The sequence below is a fragment of the Rhizobium leguminosarum genome, assembly GCF_004123835.1.
Classification (GTDB): domain Bacteria; phylum Pseudomonadota; class Alphaproteobacteria; order Rhizobiales; family Rhizobiaceae; genus Rhizobium; species Rhizobium leguminosarum_M.
In genome coordinates this window covers 114473-138487 of sequence record NZ_MZMU01000009.1, presented here as the reverse complement: position 1 = coordinate 138487, position 24015 = coordinate 114473, and the positions used below count along the sequence as shown (strand labels likewise).

Here is a 24015-nt window from a genome sequence, read left to right as displayed (position 1 = left end):
AGCACGTCCCAAAGGCCGCCGCCTCTCATCCATTTTGCGGCAGATGGCCGCCGATCAGAGCCGCGAACGGATCTCGATCGGCGATCTGTTCGACACGATGGGTGACAGGGCGATCAGCGCGTTGATGCTGATCTTCGCGCTTCCGAACGCCTTTCCCACTCCGCCGGGCACCTCGGCGGTGCTCGGGGCGCCCTTGGTCTTCCTGGCAGCGCAACTGACCTTCGGGCTGAAACCCTGGCTACCGAAGGTGATTGCCAACCGTTCGATGCGGCGGGAGGATTTCGAGACCATTGTCGGCCGCATCCACCGCTGGCTCGCCTGGGCGGAGCGCATGCTGAAGCCGAGGCTTGCGATCTTCGCCGAACCGCCGGCGGAATATCTTGCCGGGGCGGCATGCCTGCTGCTGTCGATCGTGCTGCTGCTGCCGGTCCCGCTCGGCAACATCCTGCCGGCGGTCACGATCTCGGTCTTCGCTTTCGGGATCTTGGGCCGTGACGGGCTCTTCGCGCTCATCGGCTTCGTAATGACGGCCGTGTCGCTCGTCGTTGCCGGCGGGGTGATTTACGGTCTGGTGAAGGCGGCGATATATCTCGTCGTGCAATGGTTTGCCTAAACGGAGTTTGCCCGAGTGACGGCGGTTATTTGGCGAGGCTCCTTGCAACAGGCTCGACATTTGCCGGAATTTTGTTTTGATCTGGCGCGATACAGACTCAAATCATGTTCGGCGACGGCACGCCGGCTCATATTGCGCGGTAGGCATTAGATGGTAAAAAGATCCGAGACCCCTGCACGGCTCGACGATGCGGCGCGTGCCGGCTGGCTCTATTACGTCGCCGGGCGTACGCAGGATGAAATCGCCGCTGCGATGGGCATCTCGCGGCAATCGGCGCAGCGGCTGGTGTCGCTGGCGGTTGCCGAGCGCCTGATCAAGGTGCGGCTCGATCATCCGATCGCCGCCTGCCTGGAGCTCGGCAGTCAGCTGCGGCAGAAATTCGGGCTGAAACATGTGGAGGTGGTGCCGAGCGATCCCGCGTCGTCGTCGACGACGGTCGGTATCGCCGAGGCGGCGGCGGCCGAGATCGAGCGGTGGCTGAAGCGGCCGGAGCCGATCGTCCTCGCCATCGGGACCGGCCGCACGCTGAAGGCGGCCGTCGACCAGCTTCCGGCGATCGAATGTCCCAATCACCGCATCGTTTCGCTGACCGGCAATATCGCCCCGGACGGATCGGCCGCCTATTACAACGTCATCTTCAGCATGGCCGATGCGGTAAAGGCGCGGCATTATCCGATGCCGTTGCCGGTGCTCGTCACCTCGGCCGAGGAGCGGGAGTTGCTGCATGGCCAACAGCTGGTGCGCTCGACGCTTAATATGAGCGCGCAAGCCGATGTCACCTTCGTCGGCATCGGCGAGCTCGGCATCGATGGGCCGCTCTGCGTCGACGGTTTTCTCGAGAAGGACGAGATGATGGAGCTGATGCGCGGGGGTGCTGTCGGCGAAATCTGCGGCTGGATCTTCGATGTCGACGGCAGGTTGATCGACAACCCGATCAACGAGCGCGTCGCGTCGGCGCCGATCCCGTCCCGCGACGCATCGATGGTCATTGGGCTGGCCAAGGGCAAGCGTAAATTCAAGGCGATCAGGGCTGCCGTTGTCGGCCATCAAATCAATGCTTTGATCACCGATGAAGAGACTGCTGAGTTTTTGCTCAGGAATTGAGCAAAAAATATCATAATTAAATCAGTTGGATGACTACCCTCTTCGGCATCGCAGCAACGATTGCCGATTGACATTCTTTATCGTTTGTTGAGTAATTGCCCATGAGCGAAGCGAATGCTCACACCCCATCTTCTGGGAGGAAGATTATGACATTGAAAACTTTTCTGCTGGGCGCCTGCTCAGCACTGGCGTTTGCCGGTATGGCTTCGGCCGAAACGCTGACGATTGCGACCGTGAACAACGGCGACATGATCCGGATGCAGAAGCTGACGGATGATTTCAAGGCGAAGAATCCCGGTATCGACCTTGAATGGGTCACCCTGGAAGAGAACGTACTGCGCCAGAAGGTCACGACCGACATCGCGACCAAGGGTGGCCAGTACGACGTCTTGACGATCGGCACCTATGAAGTTCCGATCTGGGCAAAGCAGGGCTGGCTGGTGCCGCTCGACAATCTCGGCGCCAATTACGACGTCGACGACCTGCTGCCGGCGATCCGCAGCGGCCTGACCATGGACGGCAAGCTCTATGCGGCGCCGTTTTACGGCGAAAGCTCGATGGTCATGTACCGCAAGGACCTGTTCGACGCTGCCGGCCTGAAGATGCCGGACGCCCCGACCTGGGACTTCATTGCCGACGCTGCCCGCAAGATCACCAACAAGGACAAGGAAGTCTACGGCATCTGCCTGCGCGGCAAGGCCGGCTGGGGCGAGAACATGGCCTTTCTGACGGCCATGTCGAACTCCTTCGGCGCCCGCTGGTTCGATGAAAGCTGGAAGCCGCAGTTCGATCAGCCCGAATGGAAGGACACGCTCGACTTCTACGTCAAGCTGATGAAGGATGCAGGCCCTCCGGGCGCTTCCTCCAACGGCTTCAATGAGAACCTGGCGCTCTTCCAGACCGGCAAGTGCGGCATGTGGATCGACGCAACCGTTGCCGCATCCTTCGTCAGCAACCCGAAGGAATCCACCGTCGCCGACAAGGTCGGCTTTGCGCTGGCTCCCGACAAGGGTCTCGGCAAACGCGGCAACTGGCTGTGGGCCTGGAGCCTTGCCATCCCGGCAGGTTCGCAGAAGGCCGAAGCCGCCGAGAAGTTCGTCGCCTGGGCCACGAGCAAGGATTACACCAACCTCGTTGCCGAGAAGGACGGCTGGCTGAATGCACCTCCGGGCACCCGCGCCTCGCTCTATGCGAATGCCGAGTACCAGAAGGCGGCTCCCTTCGCCAAGACGACGATCGACTCGATCAACTCGGCCGATCCGAGCAAGCCGACCGTCAAGCCGGTCCCTTATGTCGGCGTCCAGTTCGTGGCGATCCCGGAATTCCAGGGCATCGGCACGGCGATCGGTCAGCAGTTCTCGGCAGCCCTCGCCGGCCAGCTTTCGGTCGACCAGGCGTTGCAGAGTGCACAGCAGCTGGCCACCCGCGAAATGACCAAGGCCGGCTACATCAAATAACAACCTCCCGAGCAAGAGGCGGATCCTTGACAATCCGCCTCTCTGGGCCGCCGATTGCCCGAACTGCATCGGCGGCCGCTTTTTTTCAAGACAAAGCTGCCTTGCGGCCGCTCCCCGCTTCAGTCCAGATCGGTGATTGCCATGGCAACGTTACATACCCGCTCCTCCGCGCGCCTGATGATTGCGCCCTCCGTGCTGCTGCTTTTTGCGTGGATGATCGTCCCGCTGGCGATGACGATCTACTTCTCGCTGCTGAACTACAATCTGCTCAGCCCCGGCATGGAAAGCTTCGTCGGATTTCTGAACTATCAGTACTTCCTGACGGATCCGGCCTTCTTCGCAGCGCTGATCAACACGCTGCTGCTCGTCGCCGGCGTGTTGTTGATCACCGTCATCGGCGGCATCGCTTTTGCGCTGCTGCTCGACCAGCCGATGTACGGCCAGGGCATCGTGCGCATCCTGGTGATTGCGCCGTTCTTCGTCATGCCGACGGTGGCAGCACTCGTCTGGAAGAACATGTTCATGAACCCGGTCAACGGGTTGTTTGCCCATCTTGCCAAGGCGCTCGGCCTGCAGCCGATCGACTGGCTGGCGAATGTGCCATTGTTTTCCGTCATTCTGATCGTCGCCTGGCAGTGGCTGCCATTTGCCACCCTCATCATGCTGACGGCGCTGCAGTCGCTCGACGAGGAGCAGAAGGAAGCCTCCGAGATGGACGGCGCCGGGCCGATCTCGAAATTCATCTACATCATCCTGCCGCACATGGCGCGCGCCATCACCGTGGTGATCCTGATCCAGACGATCTTCCTGCTTTCGGTCTTTGCCGAAATCCTCGTCACCACCAATGGCGGGCCGGGCACCGACAGCACCAACCTCACCTATCTCGTCTATGCCCAGGCGCTTCTCCAGTTCGATATCGGCGGGGCATCGGCCGGCGGCATCGTGGCTGTCATCCTCGCCAATATCGTTGCGATCTTCCTCGTGCGCCTCGTCGGCAAGAATCTGGAGGCTTGAGATGGCCAGAAAAGTCACAACCAAGCGCAAGCTCATCGTCACCGCGATCGCCTGGACGCTCGGCATCCTGATCTTCTTCCCGATTCTCTGGACCTTCTTGACCAGCTTCAAGTCGGAAGCCGACGCCATCGCCTCGCCGCCACAGTTCCTGTTCTTCCACTGGACGACGGAGAACTATGCGGAGGTGCAGAGCCGGTCGAACTATCTCGGCCACTTCATGAACTCGGTGATCATCTCCTTCGGCTCGACACTGATCGGCCTGATCATCGCCATTCCGGCCGCCTGGGCGATGGCGTTTTCACCGACCAAGCGGACCAAGGACGTGCTGATGTGGATGCTGTCGACCAAGATGATGCCGCCGGTCGGCGCGCTGATCCCAATCTATCTGATGTTCCGCAATTTTGGCCTGCTCGACACACGCACCGGCCTGGTGATCGTGCTGACGCTGATCAACCTGCCGATCATCGTCTGGATGCTCTACACCTACTTCAAGGAAATCCCCGGCGAGATCCTCGAGGCGGCGCGCATGGACGGGGCGTCGCTGATGAAGGAGATCGTCTACGTGCTGACGCCGATGGCGGTGCCAGGCATTGCCTCGACGCTGCTTTTGAACATCATCCTTGCCTGGAACGAGGCGTTCTGGACGCTCAACCTCACCGCCTCGAAAGCGGCGCCGCTGACGGCCTTCATCGCCTCCTATTCCAGCCCCGAGGGCCTGTTCTACGCCAAGCTCTCGGCGGCATCGACGATGGCGATCGCGCCGATCCTGATCCTTGGCTGGTTCAGCCAGAAACAACTCGTCCGCGGCCTGACCTTCGGCGCTGTGAAATAACATAAAAGGGAGAGAAACATGGGCAGCATTACCCTTCAGAAGGTTTCCAAGGTCTTCGGCGAAGCCAAGGTCATCCCTTCGATCGATCTCGACATCAAGGACGGCGAGTTCGTCGTCTTCGTCGGCCCGTCGGGCTGCGGCAAGTCCACGCTGCTCCGGCTGATCGCTGGTCTTGAGGACGTCTCCGGCGGCAAGATCGTCATCGACGGCAGGGACGCCACCGAAAAGGCGCCGTCTGAGCGCGGCCTTGCCATGGTGTTCCAGTCCTATGCGCTTTATCCGCATATGAGCGTGCGCAACAACATCGCCTTCCCGCTGAAGATGGCAGGGATCGACAAGGCCGAGATCGACCGCAAGGTGAGCGATGCGGCCCGGGTGCTTAATCTCACCGACTATCTCGAGCGCAAGCCGCGCCAGCTGTCCGGCGGCCAGCGCCAGCGTGTCGCGATCGGCCGCGCCATCGTGCGCCAGCCTTCGGCCTTCCTGTTCGACGAACCGCTGTCGAACCTCGATGCGGCGCTACGCGTCAACATGCGCCTCGAAATCAGCGAGTTGCATCAGCAGCTGAAGACGACGATGGTCTACGTCACCCATGACCAGGTCGAGGCGATGACCATGGCCGACAAGATCGTCGTCCTGAACAGGGGCAATATCGAGCAGGTCGGATCGCCGCTCGAACTCTACAGCCGCCCCCGCAACCTCTTCGTCGCCGGCTTCATCGGATCGCCGAAGATGAACTTCATCACAGGCCAACATGCCGCTGCGCTGAATGCTCATACCATTGGCATTCGTCCCGAGCATGTGCTGCTGTCGATGGAGAGCGGCGACTGGAAGGGCAGGGTCGTGGTCGCCGAACATCTCGGTTCCGACACCTTCCTGCATATCGATGCCGATGGCATCGGCATGCTGACGGCGCGCGGAAGCGGCGATTTCGCCGCCAAAGCGGGCGATACGGTCTTCCTGACGCCGGACCGTTCGCGTATTCACAAATTCAACGAGGGCGGCCTTGCCATCTGAAACGGGCTGCCGGGCTGGGGGCAGGCATGCGAGCCGGACGATGGCGCCCGGCCGTCTCGGCAAGACCTTCAAGAGGACTGAAACATGACGTGCAAACTATCGCTGGCAACGCTTTCGGATGTGGCGCGCACTGCTGCCATCCCTGGATATGACAGGGCGTCGCTGAAAGCCGGCATCGTGCACTTCGGCGTCGGCAATTTCCACCGTGCCCATCAGGCGATCTATCTCGACGATCTCTTCAACGCAGGCACGGATCACGACTGGGCGATCGTCGGCGCCGGCGTGCTGCCGTCGGATGCCGCGATGCGCGAAAAGCTTGCGGCGCAGGATTTCCTGACGACGGTGGTCGAACAGGACAACAACAAGACGGCGGCGCGGGTCACCGCACCGATGATCGACATCCTGCCGGTCGGCGATGCCGCTGCGATCATCGCCAGGCTTGCCGATCCCGAAATCCGCATCGTTTCGATGACGATCACCGAGGGTGGCTATTTCATCGATGCATCAGGCACGTTCAATCCGGCCCATCCGGCGATCGCCGCAGACGGAGAGAACCCCAACGCGCCGAAGACGGTGTTCGGCCTGATCGTTGCCGGCCTGAAGGCACGCAAGGACAAGGGCATCGGCCCCTTCACCGTCATGTCCTGCGACAACATTCCCCATAATGGCATCGTCACCGCCAATGCCGTCGTCGGCACGGCGGCACTTTCGGACCCTGGCTTTGCCGACTGGATCCGGGCGAATGTCGCCTTCCCGAACGCCATGGTCGACCGCATCACGCCGGCGACCAGCCAGCGCGAGATCGATTTCCTCAGGGACAATTTCCAGATCGAGGACAGTTGGCCGGTCTATTGCGAGGAATTCAAGCAATGGGTGCTCGAGGATAAGTTCACCGCCGGCCGGCCGGCGCTGGAAAAGGTCGGCGTCACCTTCGTTGCCGATGTTACGCCGTACGAGCATATGAAGATCCGCATCCTCAACGGCGGGCATGCCGCGATCGCCTATCCGGCGGCGCTGATGGACATTCATTTCGTGCATGATTCCATGGAAGACCCGTTGATCCGCGCCTTTCTCGCCAAGCTAGAGAAAGACGAGATCATCCCGATCGTGCCGCCGGTGCCGAACACGTCGCTGACGGATTATTTCGCCCTGATCGAACATCGCCTGCTCAATCCGAAGATTGCCGACACCATTCCGCGGCTGGCGCAGGACGGCTCGAACCGCCAACCGAAATTCATCCTGCCTTCGACGCTCGACAATCTGCGTCAGGGCAGGGACGTCGTCGGCCTGGCGCTGGTTTCGGCACTCTGGTGCCGTTATTTCGCCGGCAAGACCGACAGCGGCAACGAGATCGTCTTCAACGACGCGAGCGCAGAGCGCCTGCATGCGGCGGCGCTGAAAGCTAAGGACGATCCGTCGGCCTTCCTTGTCTTTGACGATATTTTCGGCGAAGTGGCGAAGTCCGAACTTTTCCGCAAGCGTTTCGCACATGCTCTCAAAACCCTGTGGGAAAAGGGCACGCGGGAGACGCTGCAGCTCTATCTCGACGGCAAGCTCGCAGTGTAAGGTATCCGGGATGGCGGTCTCTACTGCCGCCATTCATCCGGCCTTGCGAGTGAAAGCGGGACGGTAACGCGTCCGAATTGAACTCAGGTTGGGTCTTGCATGGCTGATGCTGAAACACGGCTGGTCATCTTCGATTGCGATGGCGTACTCGTCGACAGCGAGCCGATCTCGATCAACGTGCTCGTCGGAGCAATGAACGATCTCGGGGTCTCGATCACCGAGGACCAGGCCTATGAGCGTTTTCTCGGCCGCAGCCTGTCGACCCTCATCGATACGCTGGAAGCCGAATTCAACGTCCATGCCGACGAGGAATTCCTCGAGCGTATCCGCATCGAACTCTATGCCCGTTTTCGTACCGAATTGAAGCCGATCGACGGTATCGCTGCGGCGATCGACGGGCTTGGCGTTCGCTGCTGCGTTGCCTCGTCCAGCCAGATGGAACGAATTCGGTTGTCGCTGTCGGTGACCGGGCTTCTCGATAAGCTGCCCGACATCTTCAGCGCAACCATGGTCAAACGCGGCAAGCCGGCGCCCGATCTCTTCCTGCATGCGGCGCGTGAAATGCAGGTGGCGCCGGCTCACTGCCTTGTCGTCGAAGACAGCCCGGCCGGTATAGCCGCCGCTAAGGCGGCAGGCATGACGGTCTTTGCCTTCACCGGCGGATCGCACGCCAATTTCCCCGGATATCGTGCCGAACTCGACCGCCTTTCGCCGGAAGTGGTGTTTGACGCCATGCCGGATTTGATACACCTTGTCCGCAACCATAAGCTGGACGGGACCAAGACTTGATGCGTGATCATGTGGTTGCGGTGGATATCGGCACGGGCAGCGCGCGCGCCGGCGTCTTCGATGCACGCGGCCGTCTGCTCGCCAAAGCCGAGCATCCGATCGTGATGAACCGGCCGCGCGAAAACCATGCCGAGCACGATTCCGAAGACATCTGGTCGGCCGCCTGCACGGCAGTGCGCAGGGCGATGGAGCAATCCGGCGTCGCCGCCGCCTCAGTCGGAGCGATCGGCTTCGACGCCACCTGTTCGCTCGTCGTCCGTGACATCGAGGGCCGGCAGCTCAGCGTTTCCACAGGCGGCGAGAGGCGTTTCGACACGATCGTCTGGCTCGATCACCGGGCTCTGACGGAAGCCGATTTCTGCACGGCGACGGGGCACCGGGTGCTCGAACATTCCGGCCACGTGATGTCGCCGGAAATGGAAATGCCGAAGCTGATGTGGCTGAAGAAAAAGCTGTCCGCCACATGGGAAAAGGCCGGCTACTTCTTCGACCTCGCCGATTTCATGACGTGGAAATCGACCGGATCGCCCGCCCGTTCGCGCTGCACGCTGACGGCGAAATGGAATTATCTCGCCCATCTCGAAAAGGGCTGGCAGCAGGACTTCCTGGAGCGGATCGGCCTCGAGGACCTTCAGGCGCGCGGCCACCTGCCGGATGAGACCACGCCTGTCGGAGACAGCGTCGGCCGGCTGACCGAGCAAGCGGCTGAAGCGCTGGGGCTGACTGTGGACTGCCGTGTCGCTGCCGGGATGATCGACGCCTATGCCGGCGCACTCGGCGCGCTCGGCGGCTATGCCGCAGATCCTGTCAAACGCGAGCATCAACTGGCGCTGATTGCCGGAACGTCGAGCTGCATCGTGACCTTCTCGCGGGAGCGCAAGCCGAGCCATGGCATGTGGGGTCCCTATTACGAGGCAGTCTTCCCGCAATCCTGGCTGGTGGAGGCCGGGCAATCGGCGACCGGCGCGCTGCTCGACCACATCGTGCGCATGCATGCGGCCGGCGGTGAGCCGACGGCGGCGCTGCATCAGAGGATCGTCGCGCGGATCGCCGAATTGCGTGCCGAGGAGGGCGATGCCTTCGGTGCGCGGATCTTCGTGCTGCCGGATTTCCATGGCAACCGCTCGCCGCTCGCCGATCCGCATGCGGTCGGCGTGGTCAGCGGGCTGACACTCGATACGTCCTTCGACGGGCTCTGCGCGCTTTATTGGCGCTCTGCGGTGGGGATTGCGCTCGGCATCCGCCATATCCTGGAAATGATGAAGGAATACGGCTACATGACCGATACGCTGCATATCGCCGGCGGACACGTGAAAAATCCGGTGCTGATGGAGCTTTATAGCGATGCGACCGGCTGCAAGGTCGTGGTGCCGAAGATGAACGAGGCTGTGCTGCTCGGCACGGCGATCGCAGCATCCGTCGCCTGCGGCTTGTACAAGGATCTGGCGGCGGCCGGCGAAGCGATGTATCCGGGCGCCGACGAACGGTTTCCTGACAAGGCGAAGCAGGCGCTCTACGACCGCGACTACCGCCGTCTTCTCGCCATGCACCGGCACCGCGCCGAATTGGAAACGATGCAATAGAGCGCCGCGTCTCAGACTCGCTAGAACAGGCTGGGCGCTCTATCATTTTGAATCTGCGCATAATCCCTTTAAATTAGTGGTTCGCCGTCTCGCCGAGGACGGTCGCGAACTCCATCATGCGGCGGCGGCGAAGGGCCGCCTCCTCTCCAACTTGGAGGATGACGGATTCCGACAGGCAATCGAGCAGCGCGATCAGCGGCGGAAGATTGTCGAGATCGGGGGCGCGAGCGGGCGGCAGAGGCAGCATGACGTTCGACTGGTCCGCCATCCAGTCCGCTTGCTGCGGCGAAATGAGCACGACCTTATAGCCGTAGCGCCGCGCCGTCCGAGCAAGCAGCCGCGCCTTGGCGAAGCGGCGACAGTCAATGATGACAAGCAGCGCGTCGTCGACCGCCGGGCGGGCGAAGAGTTCGGCGAAACGGTTGTCGGCGGCGTCGAGTGTGCGTACGCCGTCGCGGGCTTGCGTCAGCCGCTGACAGAAATGATGGGCGAGGCTCGCAAGCCGCGCATGCGTGGCGATCGACACTTCGCGGGCAGTGCTGATCAAGCCGACGGCTTCGGACCAGTGCGGCTGCGCCGTCAGATGATAGATATGATGGAGGGCCTGGATCTGTTCGGCAACCAGCACGGCCAGCGGTTTGCCCTCCGCGGCGTCGGCATGCAGCTCGCTCATGGCGCTCTGCAATTGCGCCGGCGATGTCGTCACGGTCTCGCGAATCTCCACCTTGACGCTGTCCAATCCCTGATAACCGAGCGAGCGCAGGAAGCGCCCGACGGTCATCGGCGAGAGATCCAGCCTGTCGGCAACGGACGCAGCCGTCTCGAACGGCAGGTCGTTGAGGTGTTCGGTGAAATATTTCGCGATACGGCGCTCGGCTGGCGTGCCGGTTTTTGCGTATTGCCTGAGTTTTTGCACAAAGTCTTCCACGTCAGCCTCCCCGTCTTCCTCAGAGGCGTTCCGTGGATGCGCTGTTGCGACCCCTTGTCTTTGCAACTATTTCGGAAGCTGCTTCTCAGGCCCGTGCGTATTTCATATATGTCACAATATTATATTAGTATTTAGTTTTCGACAAGTTTTCTATTACTGAATGCAATTTTATTCTCTCTTGTCGGTGACCTGCATCTTTCCTACATCTTCGGCGCAACCGGAGACGCCTGAGACATGATTCTTGACGCCGCTCGACTTTCGCTCGCCAATCTGTTCGCGTCGGAAACGCGTTCTGTCTTCTGGAAGGTGCTGGGCCTGACGGTTCTCGTGCTCGTCGGCCTTTGGTTCACGCTGCGCGGAGCGTTCATGGCCTTTCTCTTTCCCTGGCTCACGAGCTTCTTTCCCGATATGCCGGATTGGGCGGGGTGGTTCGCTCTCATCTTCGCAATTCTAGCCGGTATCGGCCTTGCCCTCATGCTGGCATTGCTGCTGTCGCCGGTGACGGCGCTGATCGCCGGCCTGTTTCTCGACGACGTCGCTGATGTCATCGAAAAGCGCGACTATCCCAAGGACGTGCCGGGCACCGCCATGCCGCTCGGTCCGGCGATGGCAAGCTCGATCAAGTTCCTCGGTGTGGTGATTCTCGGCAATATCGTGGCATTGCTGCTGCTGTTCATACCCGGCGTCAATCTGGTCGCGTTCTTTCTGGTGAACGGCTATCTGCTCGGACGGGAATTCTTCGAATTCGCGGCTATGCGCTCCCGTTCGCCTGATGAGGCACGGCTCTTCCGCGCCAAGCATGCCTCCACCGTCTTTCTCGGCGGGCTGATGATCGCCCTTTTTCTGGCGATCCCGATCGTCAATCTTCTGACGCCGCTTTTTGCCGCCGGCATGATGGTGCATCTGCACAAGCTGGTTTCCGCTAAGGATCCCGGTTTGCGCGCCTGAGGCTCAACCAGGCAGGGCGGAGGTGTCGTACATCGCCGCGAATTCGGCGCTCGGCGGGATCGGCTTGATGATGTCGATCAGCACGCCGTTCGGATCGGCGGTGATGAAATGCCGCTGGCCGAAATCCTCGTCGCGGATTTCTCTGAGAATTGGCAGTCCGGCGTTCCGGCAGGCTGCATAAATCGCATCGACATCGGTGACCTCGAAATTGAGGAGCAGGCCGGACACCCTGCCGCGGGCTATGGCCGGGATGGTCTCGTGGCTGCCGTCAAGGATGGCAAGCGCGATATGCTCCTCCTCTGCCGATTGCAGGTGAACATACCAGTCGCTTTCGAACAGAGCTTTGAAGCCGAAATGCGTGCAATAGAAGCTGGCGGTGCCGGCAACGTCGTCGGTCATGATGACAGGATAATAGCTCGTCGATTTCATCTCTTTTTCCTCCTTTTTTGTTTACATACAATCTGTATGTTTTTACCTATTAACATACATTCTGTTTGTATGTAAAGAGGTGCGCATGAGCCGCAGCAATCGCGAGAGAACTGAGCAGACGAGACAGGCACTGATCGATGCCGGTCGACGTCTTTTCGTCGAGAAAGGTTATGCCGAAACCGCGACGCCGGAGATCGTCACGGCGGCGGGAGTGACGCGTGGCGCGCTCTACCATCATTATGAAGACAAGAAGGCGCTTTTTCGGGCAGTTATCGAATGCGAGGCGCGCGCGGTGGCCGCGGCGATCGAGGCGCGCTCGGCGTCCTACGACGCGCCGCGTGCCATGCTGATCGCCGGTGCCTCGGCCTATTTCGATGCGATGAGGGCAGAAGGGCGTACGCGGCTGCTGCTGATCGAGGCACCTGCCGTTCTCGGCCCGCTGGCGAGTGCGGCGATCGATGCAGAGAATGCGGAAGAGACGCTGCGGGCAGGGCTTGCCGCGATGCTTCCAGAAGCCGGCGCTATGCTCGAACCGCTGACGTCGCTGCTATCGGCGGCCTTCGATCGCGCGGCGATCGCGATCGAGTCGGGCGCCGAAAGGCGGTATTACGAGCAGACGATCGCTGTCCTACTCGACGGCCTCGCCGATCACCTGCGGCGGTAGCTCGACGAGCGGCGCCGGCACATCCCAGCTCTTCTCCGGCGATTTACAGAGATCGGCGATGACGCAGCGCTCGCATTCGGGCCGGCGCGCCTTGCAGGTATAGCGGCCGTGCAGGATCAGCCAGTGATGCGCATGATAGAGGTAATGTTTCGGGATCACCTTCATCAGGCGTTCCTCGACCTCGTCAGGTGTCTTGCCGGGGGCGAGCCTGATGCGATTGGCGATGCGGAAGATGTGCGTGTCGACGGCCATCGTCGCCTGGCCGAAGGCCATGGAAAGCACGACATTGGCGGTCTTGCGGCCGACGCCCGGCAATCTCACCAGTTCGTCGCGCGTCTCCGGCACCTTGCCGTCGAACTGGTCGACCAGCATCTGCGAGAGCGCGATGACGTTTTTCGCCTTGTTGCGGTAGAGGCCGATCGTCCTGATGTGGTCGCGCAGCCGCTCTTCGCCGAGATCGAGCATCTTTTCCGGCGTATCGGCAATCTTGAAGAGCGCGCGCGTCGCCTTGTTGACGCCAACATCGGTCGCTTGCGCCGAAAGCGCGACGGCGACGACGAGCGTGAAGGGGTTGGTGTGCTCGAGCTCGCCTCTCGGTTCCGGCCGCTGCACCGAGAAGCGGCGGAAGATCTCCTCGCGCTCGGCCAGCGAATAGGCCGTGCGCACCGCGGCCGCTGGCTTGCGGCGGGCGATCACATTCGCGCCCTGCGGCGTCTTGGTAACGGATTTGAGTTTCGGATTCGCCATGGAAACTCTATAATCAGCAGCCATGACGGAAAGCAACGCCGACAGCTTCAATGAGCAGCCTGTTTTCGCTGCCGAGCTCTTTCCCCACCGGTCGCTCGGCCGCCGGGGCTTCAAGGTGCTGCTTGCCCTATCCGGTGCCGTCTGCTTGCTTTACGGCACGTTCTTCATCGCGACGGGGGCCTGGCCGATCGGCTTGTTCCTCGGAGTGGATTTTCTGCTTCTCTACGGCGCCTTCTGGCTGAATTACCGCTCCGGGAAAGCGCGCGAACAGGTGACGGTATCGCGCACGGATGTGTCGGTGCGCAAGTTTGCGCCCTCGGGACGGATGGTGGAGCATCATTTCAATCCGTTCTGGACGCGCTTCCTCGTTCGCCGGCACCAGGAGATCGGCATCCTTTCCATGCATATCTTCGGCGAGGGCCGACGCACGGATATCGGCTCCTTCCTCAATCCCGATGATCGCGAAAGCTTCGCCAAGGCCTTCAAGGGAGCGCTGGCGACGGTCAAGCAGCGGATCTGAGCCTATCCGGCGGATGCGCAAGAATCGGGTGGTTTGCTCACCCCCTATTGACTATCTCCTTGTAACAAGGAGAAAGACGATGAATATGATTGCCAACCTGCAGACAGACATCACGCCTGACGGCCCTGATTATGACATTGTCCGTCGGGTGATCGAACTCATCACCGAGGATTACCGCGACCAGCCTTCGCTGGAGGCGATCGCGGCGCAGCTCAACCAGTCGCCGTCCCAGCTGCAGAAGACCTTCACGCGCTGGGCCGGGCTGTCGCCCAAGGGCTTCCTGCAAGCGGTGACGCTGGATCACGCCAAGCGGCTGCTGCGCAAGGAAGACATGCCGCTGCTCGAGACCTCGATCGAGGTCGGCCTTTCCGGGCCGAGCCGCCTGCACGACCTTTTCGTCACCCATGAGGCGATGTCGCCCGGCGAATGGAAGGCCAAGGGCGGTGGTCTCATCATCCGCTACGGCTTCCACATCTGCCCTTTCGGCGTGGCGCTGATCATGGTGACCGATCGCGGCCTTGCCGGCCTTGCCTTCAGCGATTCCGGCGACGAGAGGGCTTGCCTCGAGGATATGACCTGCCGCTGGCCCAACGCCGAATATGTCGAAGACCTGCAGGCGACGGTCCCCTATGCCGCCCGCATCTTCGAGCCCGGCAAATGGTCCTCGGACCAGCCGCTGCGTGTCGTGCTGATCGGCACGGACTTCCAGGTGCGCGTCTGGCAGAGCCTGCTGAAAATCCCGTTCGGCAAGGCCGTCACCTATTCCGATATCGCCAACGATATCGGTAGCCCGACGGCGCAGCGCGCCGTGGGTGCTGCGGTCGGGGCAAACCCGATCTCCTTCGTGGTGCCCTGCCATCGGGCGCTCGGCAAAAACGGTGCGCTGACGGGCTACCATTGGGGCCTCACCCGCAAGCGGGCGATGCTCGGCTGGGAATCGGCGCACGCCTGAGGGGGTTTCCCGGACGGAGCGGCGTGTGTCGCCGCTCATCGCTCCGGCACTTCTCCCCGCTGGGGAGAAGAAGCTGGCAGTGATGTCTCGGCCAGGCCCAGCAACGCCCGTGCAGCACTTTCATCGGTGATCAGCGTGTTGCAGCCGATGCGCTTGATCGTCGCACGGATCGCCACGGCCCGATGGGCGCCACCGGAGGAGAGCACGATATGCTTCGCCTCTTTCAGCGTATCGAGATCGACGGACATCACGCGCCGATTGATCGAGTGATCGACCGAATTGCCGTCCTTGTCGAGGAAGTTGAACATGGTATCGCAGACGCAGCCGGCATCGATCAGTTCCTGCAGCTCGGCCTTCGAGATCCAGCCCTCCGACAGCGAGGTCGAATGCGGACCGATATCGCCGCAGCTGACGATCGCCAGATCGAGGTTTTCGGCGAGACGATAAATCGTGTCCAGTCCGCATTTCTCGATCAGATTGCGCTTGGTCTCGATGGAATCGACGAGGAGCGGCGCCAGGAACATGTAGCATTCGGCGCCGAGTTGGTTTGCCAGCCGCCATGTGTAATCGATCGGGTTCGTCTGATGCACGGCGACGATGCCGCCCAAGAGCGAGACGACTTTGCAATTGGCGCGGCGCGGCGGCCGGAAGCTCGACAGCGAGGCGGTCATGGTGCGGCCCCAGCCGACGCCGATGGTATAGTCGTCGGGGATGGCCTCGGAGAGGAACTGGCCAAGCGCCAGGCCGACATTTTTAGCCAGCGAATTGACGTCACCATTGACCGGCGCAGGGACGACGATCGCCTCGTCGAGGCCGTAGGCGCGTTCCAGCTTCACCGAAAGTTCAACGCAGTCGCCGATCGAATCGTTGATCCAGATCTGGACTTCGCTGCGCTTCATCGCCTCGTCGAGCAGACGGATCACCGTGGTGCGGCTGATGCCGAGCTGTTCGGCGACGTCCTTCTGGGTCAGACCCTCGTTGTAATAGAGCCATGCCGCCCTTAGCCGCAGCGAGGATGCCTCCGAATAGGCCGTGTGCGTGCCGCGTTTGAGCTTGACCACATCTCCTCCGCACGATTTCCTGCCCTAGATCCCTCATGGGATGAAAGGCCTTAGCCACGCTTTTGTTGCCGGGGATAATGACGGGTGTGACACTTATGTCAATTGAAATGCACAAATGTCCTTGACTTTTCGCAAGGCGAATGGCGATAGTCCGGGTGACCACGTCGTTCTTGTCCGTCCGAGGAGGACATAGTGCGGGCTTGCCGAAAGTCACGACCGGCCTTCCAGCTGCAAGCGGTATCGCTTGCGTTTGAGCAGCCGTTCGTTTGCGGCCGGAACACGGCCACTGTCCTTCACGTTTATGAATCATCCGTGACGGATGCGCGCATTTTCGCCTGCAGCATACAAACAACCTGTCGGTAGATCACCTTTGCCCGGCGGAACTCGCGCCGGTCGCAGCCCAAGTTCAACAAGGATTATTGACCATGACATCCAAGCTTGACCAACTCCGCGAGATTACCACCGTGGTCGCCGATACCGGCGACATCGAGGCCGTCGCCCGCCTGAAGCCGGTCGATTGCACGACGAACCCAAGCATCGTGCTCAAGGCTCTCGGCACGCCGATGTTCGCCGACGCCATCAAGGAAGCCGTCGCCTGGGGCAAGAAGCAGGGCGGCAATTCCGAAGCCGTTTCTTCCGCCGTCGCCGATCGTCTCGCCATCTCCGTCGGCGCAGCCCTGGTGAAGCTCGTCCCGGGCCGCGTCTCGACCGAAGTCGATGCCGATCTTTCCTTCGATACCGAGGCTTCGCTTGCAAAGGCGCGCGCAATCATCGCCGCTTACAAGGATCGCGGCATCGACCAGGACCGCATCCTCATCAAGCTCGCTTCCACCTGGGAAGGCATCCGCGCCGCGGAAGTGCTGCAGAAGGAAGGCATCGACTGCAACCTGACGCTTCTTTTCAGCAAAGCCCAGGCGATCGCTTGCGCCGACGCCAAAGTGTTCCTGATCTCGCCCTTCGTCGGCCGCATCCTCGACTGGTACAAGAAGTCGACCGGCAAGGACTACACTGCCGAAGAAGATCCGGGCGTCATCTCCGTCCGTGAAATCTACAACTACTACAAGGCGAACGACATCAAGACGATCGTTATGGGCGCCTCCTTCCGCAGCGCCGGCGAAATCGAAGCCCTTGCCGGCTGCGACCGCCTGACCATCAGCCCGAACCTGCTCGACGAACTCGCCAAGGATGACGGCAAGCTGGAGCGCAAGCTCTCGCCGGAGAGCCGCAAGCCGGATCCGAAGGTCTCCGTCGACGAGAAGACCTTCCGCTGGATGATGAACGAAGACGCGATGGCGACGGAAAAACTCGCCGAAGGCATCCGCGCCTTCGCCAAGGATCTCGGAACGTTGCGCACCATGGTGCAGAAGGAACTGCAGCTCGCCGCCGCCTGATAGGGCCCGGCCACAATCGGAGGCGCGGCTGCCGGCTGGCAGGCGCGCCTTTTTCATGCTGTTATCAAGGGCATATGCTGTCGGAGACCGATATGGCGGGTGAGGAACGGGCAAATTCGCTTGCCGCATTTGCCTATAAGCATGCGAGCTTCATCATCGCCGTTGTTGCCGGACTGGCGGTCTTCTTGGCTCTGACCTCCCGCGAAGTCAGCGCCGGCAACATCCTGTTCGGCTGGAATGTCAGCGCCGGCGTTTTTGTCGTGCTCAGTTGGCGCAAGATGCTGCGGGCGACGGTTGAAAGCATCCGGAAACGCTCGGCGGATCTCGACTTCTCCGACACCGTCCTGTTGGCTCTTTCAATCGGTGCCGCACTTGCCAGCATTGCCGGGATCGGCCTCGAGCTTCATTCGATCAAGGAGGCCGCACCTGACGTCGCGCTGGCGCGGGCAGGTGTTGCGGTTCTGACGATCCTGATCTCCTGGATCTTCCTGCATACGCTCTTCACCATCCACTATGCCCATTATTTCTATGGCGGGGCGGACGAGGAAGGCGGGCTGAAGTTTCCCGACGGGATCGAAGAGCCCGGCTACTGGGATTTCCTCTATTTCTCCTTCACCATCGGTGTTGCCGCACAGACGGCGGATGTCGCGGTCAGTTCGACCAGCATGCGCAAGCTGACGCTGTTGCATGCCGTGCTGTCGTTCCTGTTCAATACGACGATCCTGGCGCTTGCGATCAATGTCGGGGCGAGCCTGCTATAATGCATCTTGCCAGAGTGCGTGCGAGGATCTGAGGAGCTGTCAAGAGCCATCAGGTCCAGCGGCAGTATTGGATCTGAGCGCACGAGCGGGGCGGGCGGACCGCCTGCTCTTCAAATTGGAGGGTGTGATGGAAAGCGCCTCAAGCCGGCCCCAACTGGCCGATCTCATTCTTCTCCTCGGCAGGCTTCTGCTGTCGCTGATCTTCCTGCACGAAGGTTGGACGCTCGCGGCAGATATCCCGGCGACCATCGACATTTTCGCAAAACTGGGGCTATCGGCGCCGTTGGCACTTGCCACCATCGCCCTTCAGATCGGCGCCGGCCTTTCGGTTGCGACAGGCTTCCTCAGCCGGTTTGGCGCATTGGCGCTGGCACTCTTCTGCCTGGCGACCGCCTTGCTCTTTCACACGAATTTTGCGAGCCAGAACGAACTGCTGCATTTCGAGAAAGACCTGGCGATTGCCGGCGGCATGTTCGTGCTCTCAGCTTCGGGTGCGGGATCGATATCGATCGACAAGCTGCTGAGAAAGCGAACGAACAGAATGCATCCTTGGCTCAGGGCAGTATTGTCGTAAGCATGCGCCGAAGCGATATCATCTTGAAAGACCACGTGCTAAAGGGACGCCGCCCCAGACGCCCACCGCGCCCCGTCATTAGGAACCAGGTGACGGAGGGGCTGCGTTTCTGCTCACAAGATCGCTTGGCCGGCCATCAGCGCGAGGACCAGGAAGATCAGGAAGATCACCAGTGCAATCCCGAAGAGAACGCGGGCAATCGTCGCGGTGGCCGCGGAGACTCCGGAAAAACCGAAGAAGCCAGCGATGATGGAAATCACGAAAAATATCAGAGCCCATTTCAGCATGACATCATCCTTTGCTTTTGCCTGGGAATGACGCAGCAACCTGGAAATTGTTCCAGTTCGTTGGAATGGGATGGCATTCTCCTTGGAGAAAGCGGCCTTTTCAAAGCCTGTATGATCTATTTCCAGGGGCGATCGATTTGCCCCATCGGTGAAGCCCGATCATCACGCCAACTTTGCCGGGCATACAATTTCGCTTACTTCGAGATCATCATGATCAATCTCCTGTTGCCGGGAGAGACAATGTCGCCGTCATCGGCATGGCCGCGGCCGGCCGCGTCAGCGAGCTGCACGGCAAGGCAATCGGCGTCGGTATCGCGGCCGCCGCCGTCATCCGTATCTATTGTTTTGCTGCAACAAGGGGCGTCTGGTTGCTATAGACGCGCCTCCCAGATCCTTGCTCTTTTTACCAATCAGCCGTGATTGATCATCACGTGGCGTACGGCGGTGTAGTCCTCCAGCGCGTAGACCGACATGTCCTTGCCGTAGCCCGACTGTTTGAGGCCGCCATGCGGCATCTCGTTGACCAGCATGAAATGTGTGTTGATCCAGGTGCAGCCATATTGCAGGCGGGCGGCTGTCTTCATGCCGCGGCCGATATCTTTGGTCCAGACGGAGGAGGCCAGGCCGTAGTCGCTATCGTTTGCCCAGGCAACGGCTTCGTCGGCATCGGTAAAGCGGGTGACCGAGACGACCGGGCCGAAGACCTCGCGGCGGACGATCTCGTCGTCTTGCAAAGCGCCCGCGATGACAGTCGGCGTGAAGAAGAAGCCCTTGTCGCCGGAGACCTCGCCGCCGGCGGTGATCTCCATATGCTTGTGTTCGGAAGCGCGGGCGACGAAGCTTTCGACGCGGTCGCGCTGGCGCCTGGAGATCAGCGGGCCGATCTCGTTTTCGGTATCGTCGGCCTGGTTGAAGCGGATGCTCGAGACGGCCGAGGAGAGATCGGCGACGAAATTGTCGTAGACCCTGGCATCGGCATAGATGCGGCAGGCGGCGGTGCAATCCTGACCGGCATTGTAATAGCCGAAGGTGCGGATGCCTGCGACGACGGCATCAATATCGGCATCGTCGAAGACGATGACCGGCGCCTTGCCGCCGAGTTCCAGGTGGGTGCGCTTGACCGTCTTGGCCGCGGCCTGCAGCACCTTCTTGCCGGTGGCGATATCGCCGGTGATCGAGACCATCCCGACCTTGGCATTGTTGATCAGGGCGTTGCCGACACTTTCACCACGGCCGAGGATGACGTTGACGACGCCTTCGGGAAGGATTTCGGAGAGCAGCTTCGCCATCTTCAGCGACGTCAGCGGCGTCTGCTCCGAAGGCTTGAAGACGACGGTATTGCCGCCGGCGATCGCCGGCGCCAGCTTCCAGGCCATCATCATCAGCGGATAGTTCCACGGTGCGATCGAGCCGACGATGCCGATCGGATCGCGGCGGATCATCGAGGTGTGGCCGGGCAGATATTCGCCCGCCGCCGGTGCGTGCAGGTTGCGCACGGCGCCGGCGAAGAAGCGATAACAATCGACGATCGCCGGGATCTCGTCGTTCAGCACGGCATTGATAGGCTTGCCGCAGTTCAAAGCCTCCAATGTAGCGAAGCCTGTGGCGTCCTTCTCGATCGCATCGGCGATCTTCAATAGGTAGCCGGAACGTTCGCCCGGCGTCGTCTGCGACCAGCTTGCGAAGGCTTTTTCGGCGGCATCGACGGCGGCGTCGACCTGGGTAAGGGAGGCTTCGGCAAGGTCGATCACCGTCTCGCCCGTCTTCGGGTTCAAGATGTGCTCTTCCGTCTCCGTGCCTTTTTCGAAGCGGGAACCGATCAGCATTTGGATATCCATGATGTTCTCCCTTTATTTGCCGGCGCCGGCGATCTGGTCGCCATCGCGGGTGAGGTAATAGGCTGCCAGGATCGGCAGGAAGGTGACGAGCACGACGACCATGGCGACCACATTGGTGACGGGGCGCTGGCGCGGGCGGATGAGTTCTTCGAGCATCCAGATCGGCAAGGTCGATTGCTGGCCGCCGGTGAAGGTGGTGACGATGACCTCGTCGAAGGACAGCGCGAAGGCAAGCATGCCGCCGGCAAGAAGGGCGGTGCCGATATTCGGCAGGATGACATGGCGGAAGGTCTGGAAGCCATCGGCGCCGAGATCCATCGAGGCCTCGATCAGCGAGCCGGAGGTGCGGCGGAAGCGGGCGACCGCATTGTTGTAGACGACGACCACGCAGAACGTGGCGTGGCCGAGCACGATCGTCCAGACCGAAAACGGAATATCGAACAGGCTGAAGGCGGAGCGGAGCGCAATGCCGGTGATGATGCCGGGAAGGGCGATCGGCAGGATTACCAGCAGCGAGATCGCCTCGCGGCCGAAGAACTTCGTCTGGCTGACGGCTGCCGCACAGAGCGTGCCGAGGACCAGCGCGATCGCCGTGGCGATGACGGCGACCTGCACGGAAAGGCTGAGCGCCGACCAGACGTCCGGCCGGTTCCAGGCAACGGGGAACCATTGCAGCGTCAGCCCCGGCGGCGGCCATTGATAGCTTTTTTCCTCGGTCGTGAAGGCATAGACGAAGATCAAGAGGATCGGCAGGTGCAGGAAGAGCAGTCCGACGGCTGCGGCGATCTTCAAAGCCAGCGGCGATGTCTTGAGGTCAGAGCGCATCGAAGGCCCCCATCTTCTTGGCGAGCGACAGGTAAAGCGCCATGATGACGATCGGCACGACGGAGAAGGCGGCGGCGAGCGGCACGTTGCCGGCCGTTCCCTGCTGGGCATAGACCGCCTGGCCGATGAAGAGCCTGGACGAGCCGATGATCTGCGGGATGATGTAATCACCCAATGTCAGCGAGAAGGTGAAGATCGAACCAGCGACGATGCCGGGGAGCGCTAAGGGCAGGAGCACAGTACGGAAGGTCTGGCGCGGCGTGGCGCCGAGATCCGCCGAGGCCTCGATCAGGTTGCCGGGCACACGCTCAAGGGCCGCCTGCGTCGGCAGGATCATATAGGGAAGCCAGATATAGACGAAGACGATGAAGGTGCCGAGGTAGCTCACCGACAGCGAGTTTCCGCCGATGACGGGCAGGTTCAGGATGGCATCGAGCAGCCAGGAGAGATGGAGCTTCTCAAAGATCCAGGTGAGGATGCCCTCCTTGGCGAGGATCAGCTTCCAGGCGTAGATCTTGACGAGATAGCTCGACCAAAGCGGCAGCATGACGCCGAGATAGAAGAGCGCCTTCCATTTGCCTTGCGCATAACGCGCCGCATAATAGGCGATCGGGAAGCCGATCAGGGCGGCAGCGAGGGTGACCAGCGCCGACATCACCAGGGTACGGATGATGATGTCGAAATTCGCAGGATTCAGCAGTTGGGCATAGGTCGAGAGGGTGAATTCGGTATTCACCAGCCCGGAGAAATCGTCGATCGAGAAGAAGCTCTGCAGAAGTAGGGCGATCAGTGAGCCGATATAGATGATGCCGAGCCACAGCAGCGGCGGCGTCAGCATCAGGAAGAGCAGCAGCTTCGGGTGCCGCCAGAAGGTATCCGACAGTTGGCCGAAGAAACCGCCGCGGCCCGGAAGGATCGAAGTCTTGCCGCCTGACATGGTGAGCGCCGTCATGCCGCATCATCCATGTAGTGGATATCGGCCGGCTGCCAGGCGAGGCGGATACCGGCGCCGAGATCCGGCACAGGCGCGCCCGCCGGCAGCATGACATGCAGCCGGCTGCCGTTGAGATCGACGCTGAGACGGGTGGCGGCGCCGAGGAAGCTTGCATTTTCAACTTTCGCCTCGACGCCATCGCTTGCCAGCCGGATCGCCTCGGGGCGCAGGCTCGCCCAGCGTTTCTCGCCGCCGAGCAAGGCCATCAGCTCAGGCGCAATGACGTTCGACGAGCCGACGAAATTGGCGACGAAGCGGGTCTTCGGGCAGCGGTAGATATCCTGCGGCGTGCCTTGCTGGACGATATTGCCATCGTTGAAGACGGCGACGCGGTCGGCCATGGACAGCGCCTCGCCCTGATCGTGGGTAACGAAGACGAAGGTGATGCCGAGCGCGCGCTGCAGGCTCTTCAATTCCTCCTGCATCTGTTCGCGCAGCTTCAGGTCGAGCGCGCCGAGCGGCTCGTCGAGCAGCAGCACCTTCGGCTTATTGACGAGCGCGCGGGCGAGCGCCACGCGCTGCCGCTGGCCGCCGGACAACTGGCCGGGACGGCGGGCGCCGTAGCCCGGCAGCTTGACGAGCTCGAGGGCATCGCCTGCCGCCTTCATCCGCTCCGCCTTGCCGACGCCCTTGACCATCAGCCCATAGGCAACATTGTCGAGGATGTTCAGATGCGGAAAGAGTGCGTAGTCCTGGAACACGGTGTTGACGTTGCGGCGATAAGGCGGAATGCCGTCGGCCGTCTCGCCGAAGATCTGGATATGCCCCGCGGTTGGCTGCTCGAAGCCGGCGATCAATCTCAGGCACGTTGTCTTGCCGGAGCCGGATGGCCCGAGCATGGCAAAGAATTCGCCGGGCGCGATCTCGAGATCGACGCCGTCGACGGCGCGAACCTGGCCGAAATGGCGCGATACCTGCTGGAAACGGACGGCGGGGGTCATGGTGGCTCCGGGTCTTGGGAATGCGCTGAATGGGTGCGATTTTGCAAGCGTAAAAACCCCTCCCCAACCCCTCCCCACAAGGGGGAGGGACTTAACGTGCGGGACCGTTCGGATACAACCTTACTGCTGCATGCAGCAGGGACTATAGGCGATGGCCGCTGAAGCCCCTCCCCCTTGTGG

Annotated in this window: 25 protein-coding genes; 16 read left to right on the top strand and 9 right to left on the bottom strand. The window is 61.3% G+C overall.

The features are described from left to right. Positions 1 to 43: 43 nt before the first annotated feature. The 9 genes from B5P46_RS13270 (at position 44) to B5P46_RS13230 (ending at position 9975) form a co-directional block, all read left to right on the top strand. Positions 44 to 613: an exopolysaccharide biosynthesis protein gene (locus B5P46_RS13270; protein ID WP_245274032.1), complete on the top strand. Its 570-nt coding sequence runs from the start codon at positions 44 to 46 to the stop codon at positions 611 to 613. A 150-nt stretch (positions 614 to 763) separates the two neighbouring features. Then, positions 764 to 1717, top strand: a complete 954-nt coding sequence (locus B5P46_RS13265) for a sugar-binding transcriptional regulator (RefSeq protein WP_129419047.1) — start codon at positions 764 to 766, stop codon at positions 1715 to 1717. Between the two features lie 146 nt (positions 1718 to 1863). Next, a complete protein-coding gene (locus B5P46_RS13260) occupies positions 1864 to 3174 on the top strand; it encodes an ABC transporter substrate-binding protein (RefSeq protein ID WP_129419046.1) in 1311 nt (436 codons plus the stop codon). A 141-nt stretch (positions 3175 to 3315) separates the two neighbouring features. Next, a complete protein-coding gene (locus B5P46_RS13255) occupies positions 3316 to 4188 on the top strand; it encodes a carbohydrate ABC transporter permease (protein ID WP_129419045.1) in 873 nt (290 codons plus the stop codon). Position 4189: 1 nt separating this feature from the next. After that, positions 4190 to 5020, top strand: a complete 831-nt coding sequence (locus B5P46_RS13250) for a carbohydrate ABC transporter permease (protein WP_017989488.1) — start codon at positions 4190 to 4192, stop codon at positions 5018 to 5020. A gap of 18 nt (positions 5021 to 5038) precedes the next feature. Continuing rightward, on the top strand, positions 5039 to 6037 hold the full coding sequence (locus B5P46_RS13245) for an ABC transporter ATP-binding protein (protein ID WP_129419044.1): 999 nt from the start codon (positions 5039 to 5041) through the stop codon (positions 6035 to 6037). An 84-nt stretch (positions 6038 to 6121) separates the two neighbouring features. Further along, complete coding sequence (locus tag B5P46_RS13240; RefSeq protein WP_129419043.1) at positions 6122 to 7603, top strand: mannitol dehydrogenase family protein; 1482 nt, start codon at positions 6122 to 6124, stop codon at positions 7601 to 7603. 99 nt (positions 7604 to 7702) lie between these two features. After that, complete coding sequence (locus tag B5P46_RS13235) at positions 7703 to 8392, top strand: HAD family hydrolase (RefSeq protein WP_129419042.1); 690 nt, start codon at positions 7703 to 7705, stop codon at positions 8390 to 8392. After that, positions 8392 to 9975, top strand: a complete 1584-nt coding sequence (locus tag B5P46_RS13230; RefSeq protein WP_129419041.1) for an FGGY-family carbohydrate kinase — start codon at positions 8392 to 8394, stop codon at positions 9973 to 9975. Before B5P46_RS13235 ends, B5P46_RS13230 begins: the two co-directional genes overlap by 1 nt. A 73-nt stretch (positions 9976 to 10048) precedes the next feature. Here the strand turns inward: B5P46_RS13230 and B5P46_RS13225 are convergent, their stop codons facing one another. Next, complete coding sequence (locus B5P46_RS13225) at positions 10049 to 10903, bottom strand: MurR/RpiR family transcriptional regulator (RefSeq protein ID WP_129419040.1); 855 nt, start codon at positions 10901 to 10903, stop codon at positions 10049 to 10051. Positions 10904 to 11137: 234 nt separating this feature from the next. Here B5P46_RS13225 and B5P46_RS13220 point away from each other — a divergent pair, with 234 nt between their 5' ends. After that, positions 11138 to 11851: a sulfate transporter family protein gene (locus tag B5P46_RS13220; RefSeq protein WP_129419039.1), complete on the top strand. Its 714-nt coding sequence runs from the start codon at positions 11138 to 11140 to the stop codon at positions 11849 to 11851. Positions 11852 to 11854: 3 nt separating this feature from the next. Here the strand turns inward: B5P46_RS13220 and B5P46_RS13215 are convergent, their stop codons facing one another. Further along, on the bottom strand, positions 11855 to 12280 hold the full coding sequence (locus B5P46_RS13215; protein ID WP_129419038.1) for a VOC family protein: 426 nt from the start codon (positions 12278 to 12280) through the stop codon (positions 11855 to 11857). An 85-nt stretch (positions 12281 to 12365) separates the two neighbouring features. Here B5P46_RS13215 and B5P46_RS13210 point away from each other — a divergent pair, with 85 nt between their 5' ends. Continuing rightward, complete coding sequence (locus B5P46_RS13210; RefSeq protein ID WP_129419037.1) at positions 12366 to 12944, top strand: TetR/AcrR family transcriptional regulator; 579 nt, start codon at positions 12366 to 12368, stop codon at positions 12942 to 12944. Here B5P46_RS13210 and nth read toward each other — a convergent pair. Continuing rightward, on the bottom strand, positions 12909 to 13715 hold the full coding sequence (nth, locus tag B5P46_RS13205) for an endonuclease III (protein WP_206735348.1): 807 nt from the start codon (positions 13713 to 13715) through the stop codon (positions 12909 to 12911). The genes B5P46_RS13210 and nth overlap by 36 nt on opposite strands. On the opposite strand from nth, the gene B5P46_RS13200 reads away from it, so the two are divergent. Next, positions 13714 to 14211, top strand: coding sequence for a DUF2244 domain-containing protein (locus B5P46_RS13200; protein WP_129419035.1), 498 nt, complete (start codon positions 13714 to 13716; stop codon positions 14209 to 14211). The genes nth and B5P46_RS13200 overlap by 2 nt on opposite strands. 79 nt (positions 14212 to 14290) lie before the next feature. Beyond that, positions 14291 to 15163, top strand: coding sequence for a methylated-DNA--[protein]-cysteine S-methyltransferase (locus tag B5P46_RS13195; protein ID WP_129419034.1), 873 nt, complete (start codon positions 14291 to 14293; stop codon positions 15161 to 15163). Positions 15164 to 15198: 35 nt separating this feature from the next. Here the strand turns inward: B5P46_RS13195 and B5P46_RS13190 are convergent, their stop codons facing one another. Next, positions 15199 to 16224: a sugar-binding transcriptional regulator gene (locus B5P46_RS13190; protein ID WP_017962183.1), complete on the bottom strand. Its 1026-nt coding sequence runs from the start codon at positions 16222 to 16224 to the stop codon at positions 15199 to 15201. 425 nt (positions 16225 to 16649) lie between these two features. Here B5P46_RS13190 and tal point away from each other — a divergent pair, with 425 nt between their 5' ends. From tal to B5P46_RS13175, 3 genes are all read left to right on the top strand, one after another. Beyond that, positions 16650 to 17615: a transaldolase gene (gene tal, locus B5P46_RS13185; RefSeq protein WP_129419033.1), complete on the top strand. Its 966-nt coding sequence runs from the start codon at positions 16650 to 16652 to the stop codon at positions 17613 to 17615. A 92-nt stretch (positions 17616 to 17707) separates the two neighbouring features. Continuing rightward, a complete protein-coding gene (locus B5P46_RS13180; RefSeq protein WP_129419032.1) occupies positions 17708 to 18376 on the top strand; it encodes a DUF1345 domain-containing protein in 669 nt (222 codons plus the stop codon). 124 nt (positions 18377 to 18500) lie between these two features. Next, a complete protein-coding gene (locus B5P46_RS13175) occupies positions 18501 to 18950 on the top strand; it encodes a DoxX family protein (RefSeq protein ID WP_206735347.1) in 450 nt (149 codons plus the stop codon). 113 nt (positions 18951 to 19063) lie between these two features. Here B5P46_RS13175 and B5P46_RS13170 read toward each other — a convergent pair whose 3' ends face one another. From B5P46_RS13170 to B5P46_RS13145, 5 genes are all read right to left on the bottom strand, one after another. Continuing rightward, a complete protein-coding gene (locus tag B5P46_RS13170; RefSeq protein WP_003552965.1) occupies positions 19064 to 19237 on the bottom strand; it encodes a DUF1328 domain-containing protein in 174 nt (57 codons plus the stop codon). Between the two features lie 410 nt (positions 19238 to 19647). Next, positions 19648 to 21075, bottom strand: coding sequence for a gamma-aminobutyraldehyde dehydrogenase (locus B5P46_RS13160; protein ID WP_129419030.1), 1428 nt, complete (start codon positions 21073 to 21075; stop codon positions 19648 to 19650). Positions 21076 to 21087: 12 nt separating this feature from the next. Beyond that, complete coding sequence (locus B5P46_RS13155) at positions 21088 to 21900, bottom strand: ABC transporter permease (protein WP_063475283.1); 813 nt, start codon at positions 21898 to 21900, stop codon at positions 21088 to 21090. Further along, entirely contained in the window at positions 21890 to 22852 is a 963-nt protein-coding gene (locus B5P46_RS13150) for an ABC transporter permease (RefSeq protein WP_129419029.1), read from the bottom strand. Before B5P46_RS13150 ends, B5P46_RS13155 begins: the two co-directional genes overlap by 11 nt. Then, positions 22849 to 23835 (bottom strand): ABC transporter ATP-binding protein, encoded by a 987-nt coding sequence (locus tag B5P46_RS13145; protein WP_129419028.1) that lies wholly within the window; start codon positions 23833 to 23835, stop codon positions 22849 to 22851. Before B5P46_RS13145 ends, B5P46_RS13150 begins: the two co-directional genes overlap by 4 nt. Between the last annotated feature and the right edge of the window lie 180 nt (positions 23836 to 24015).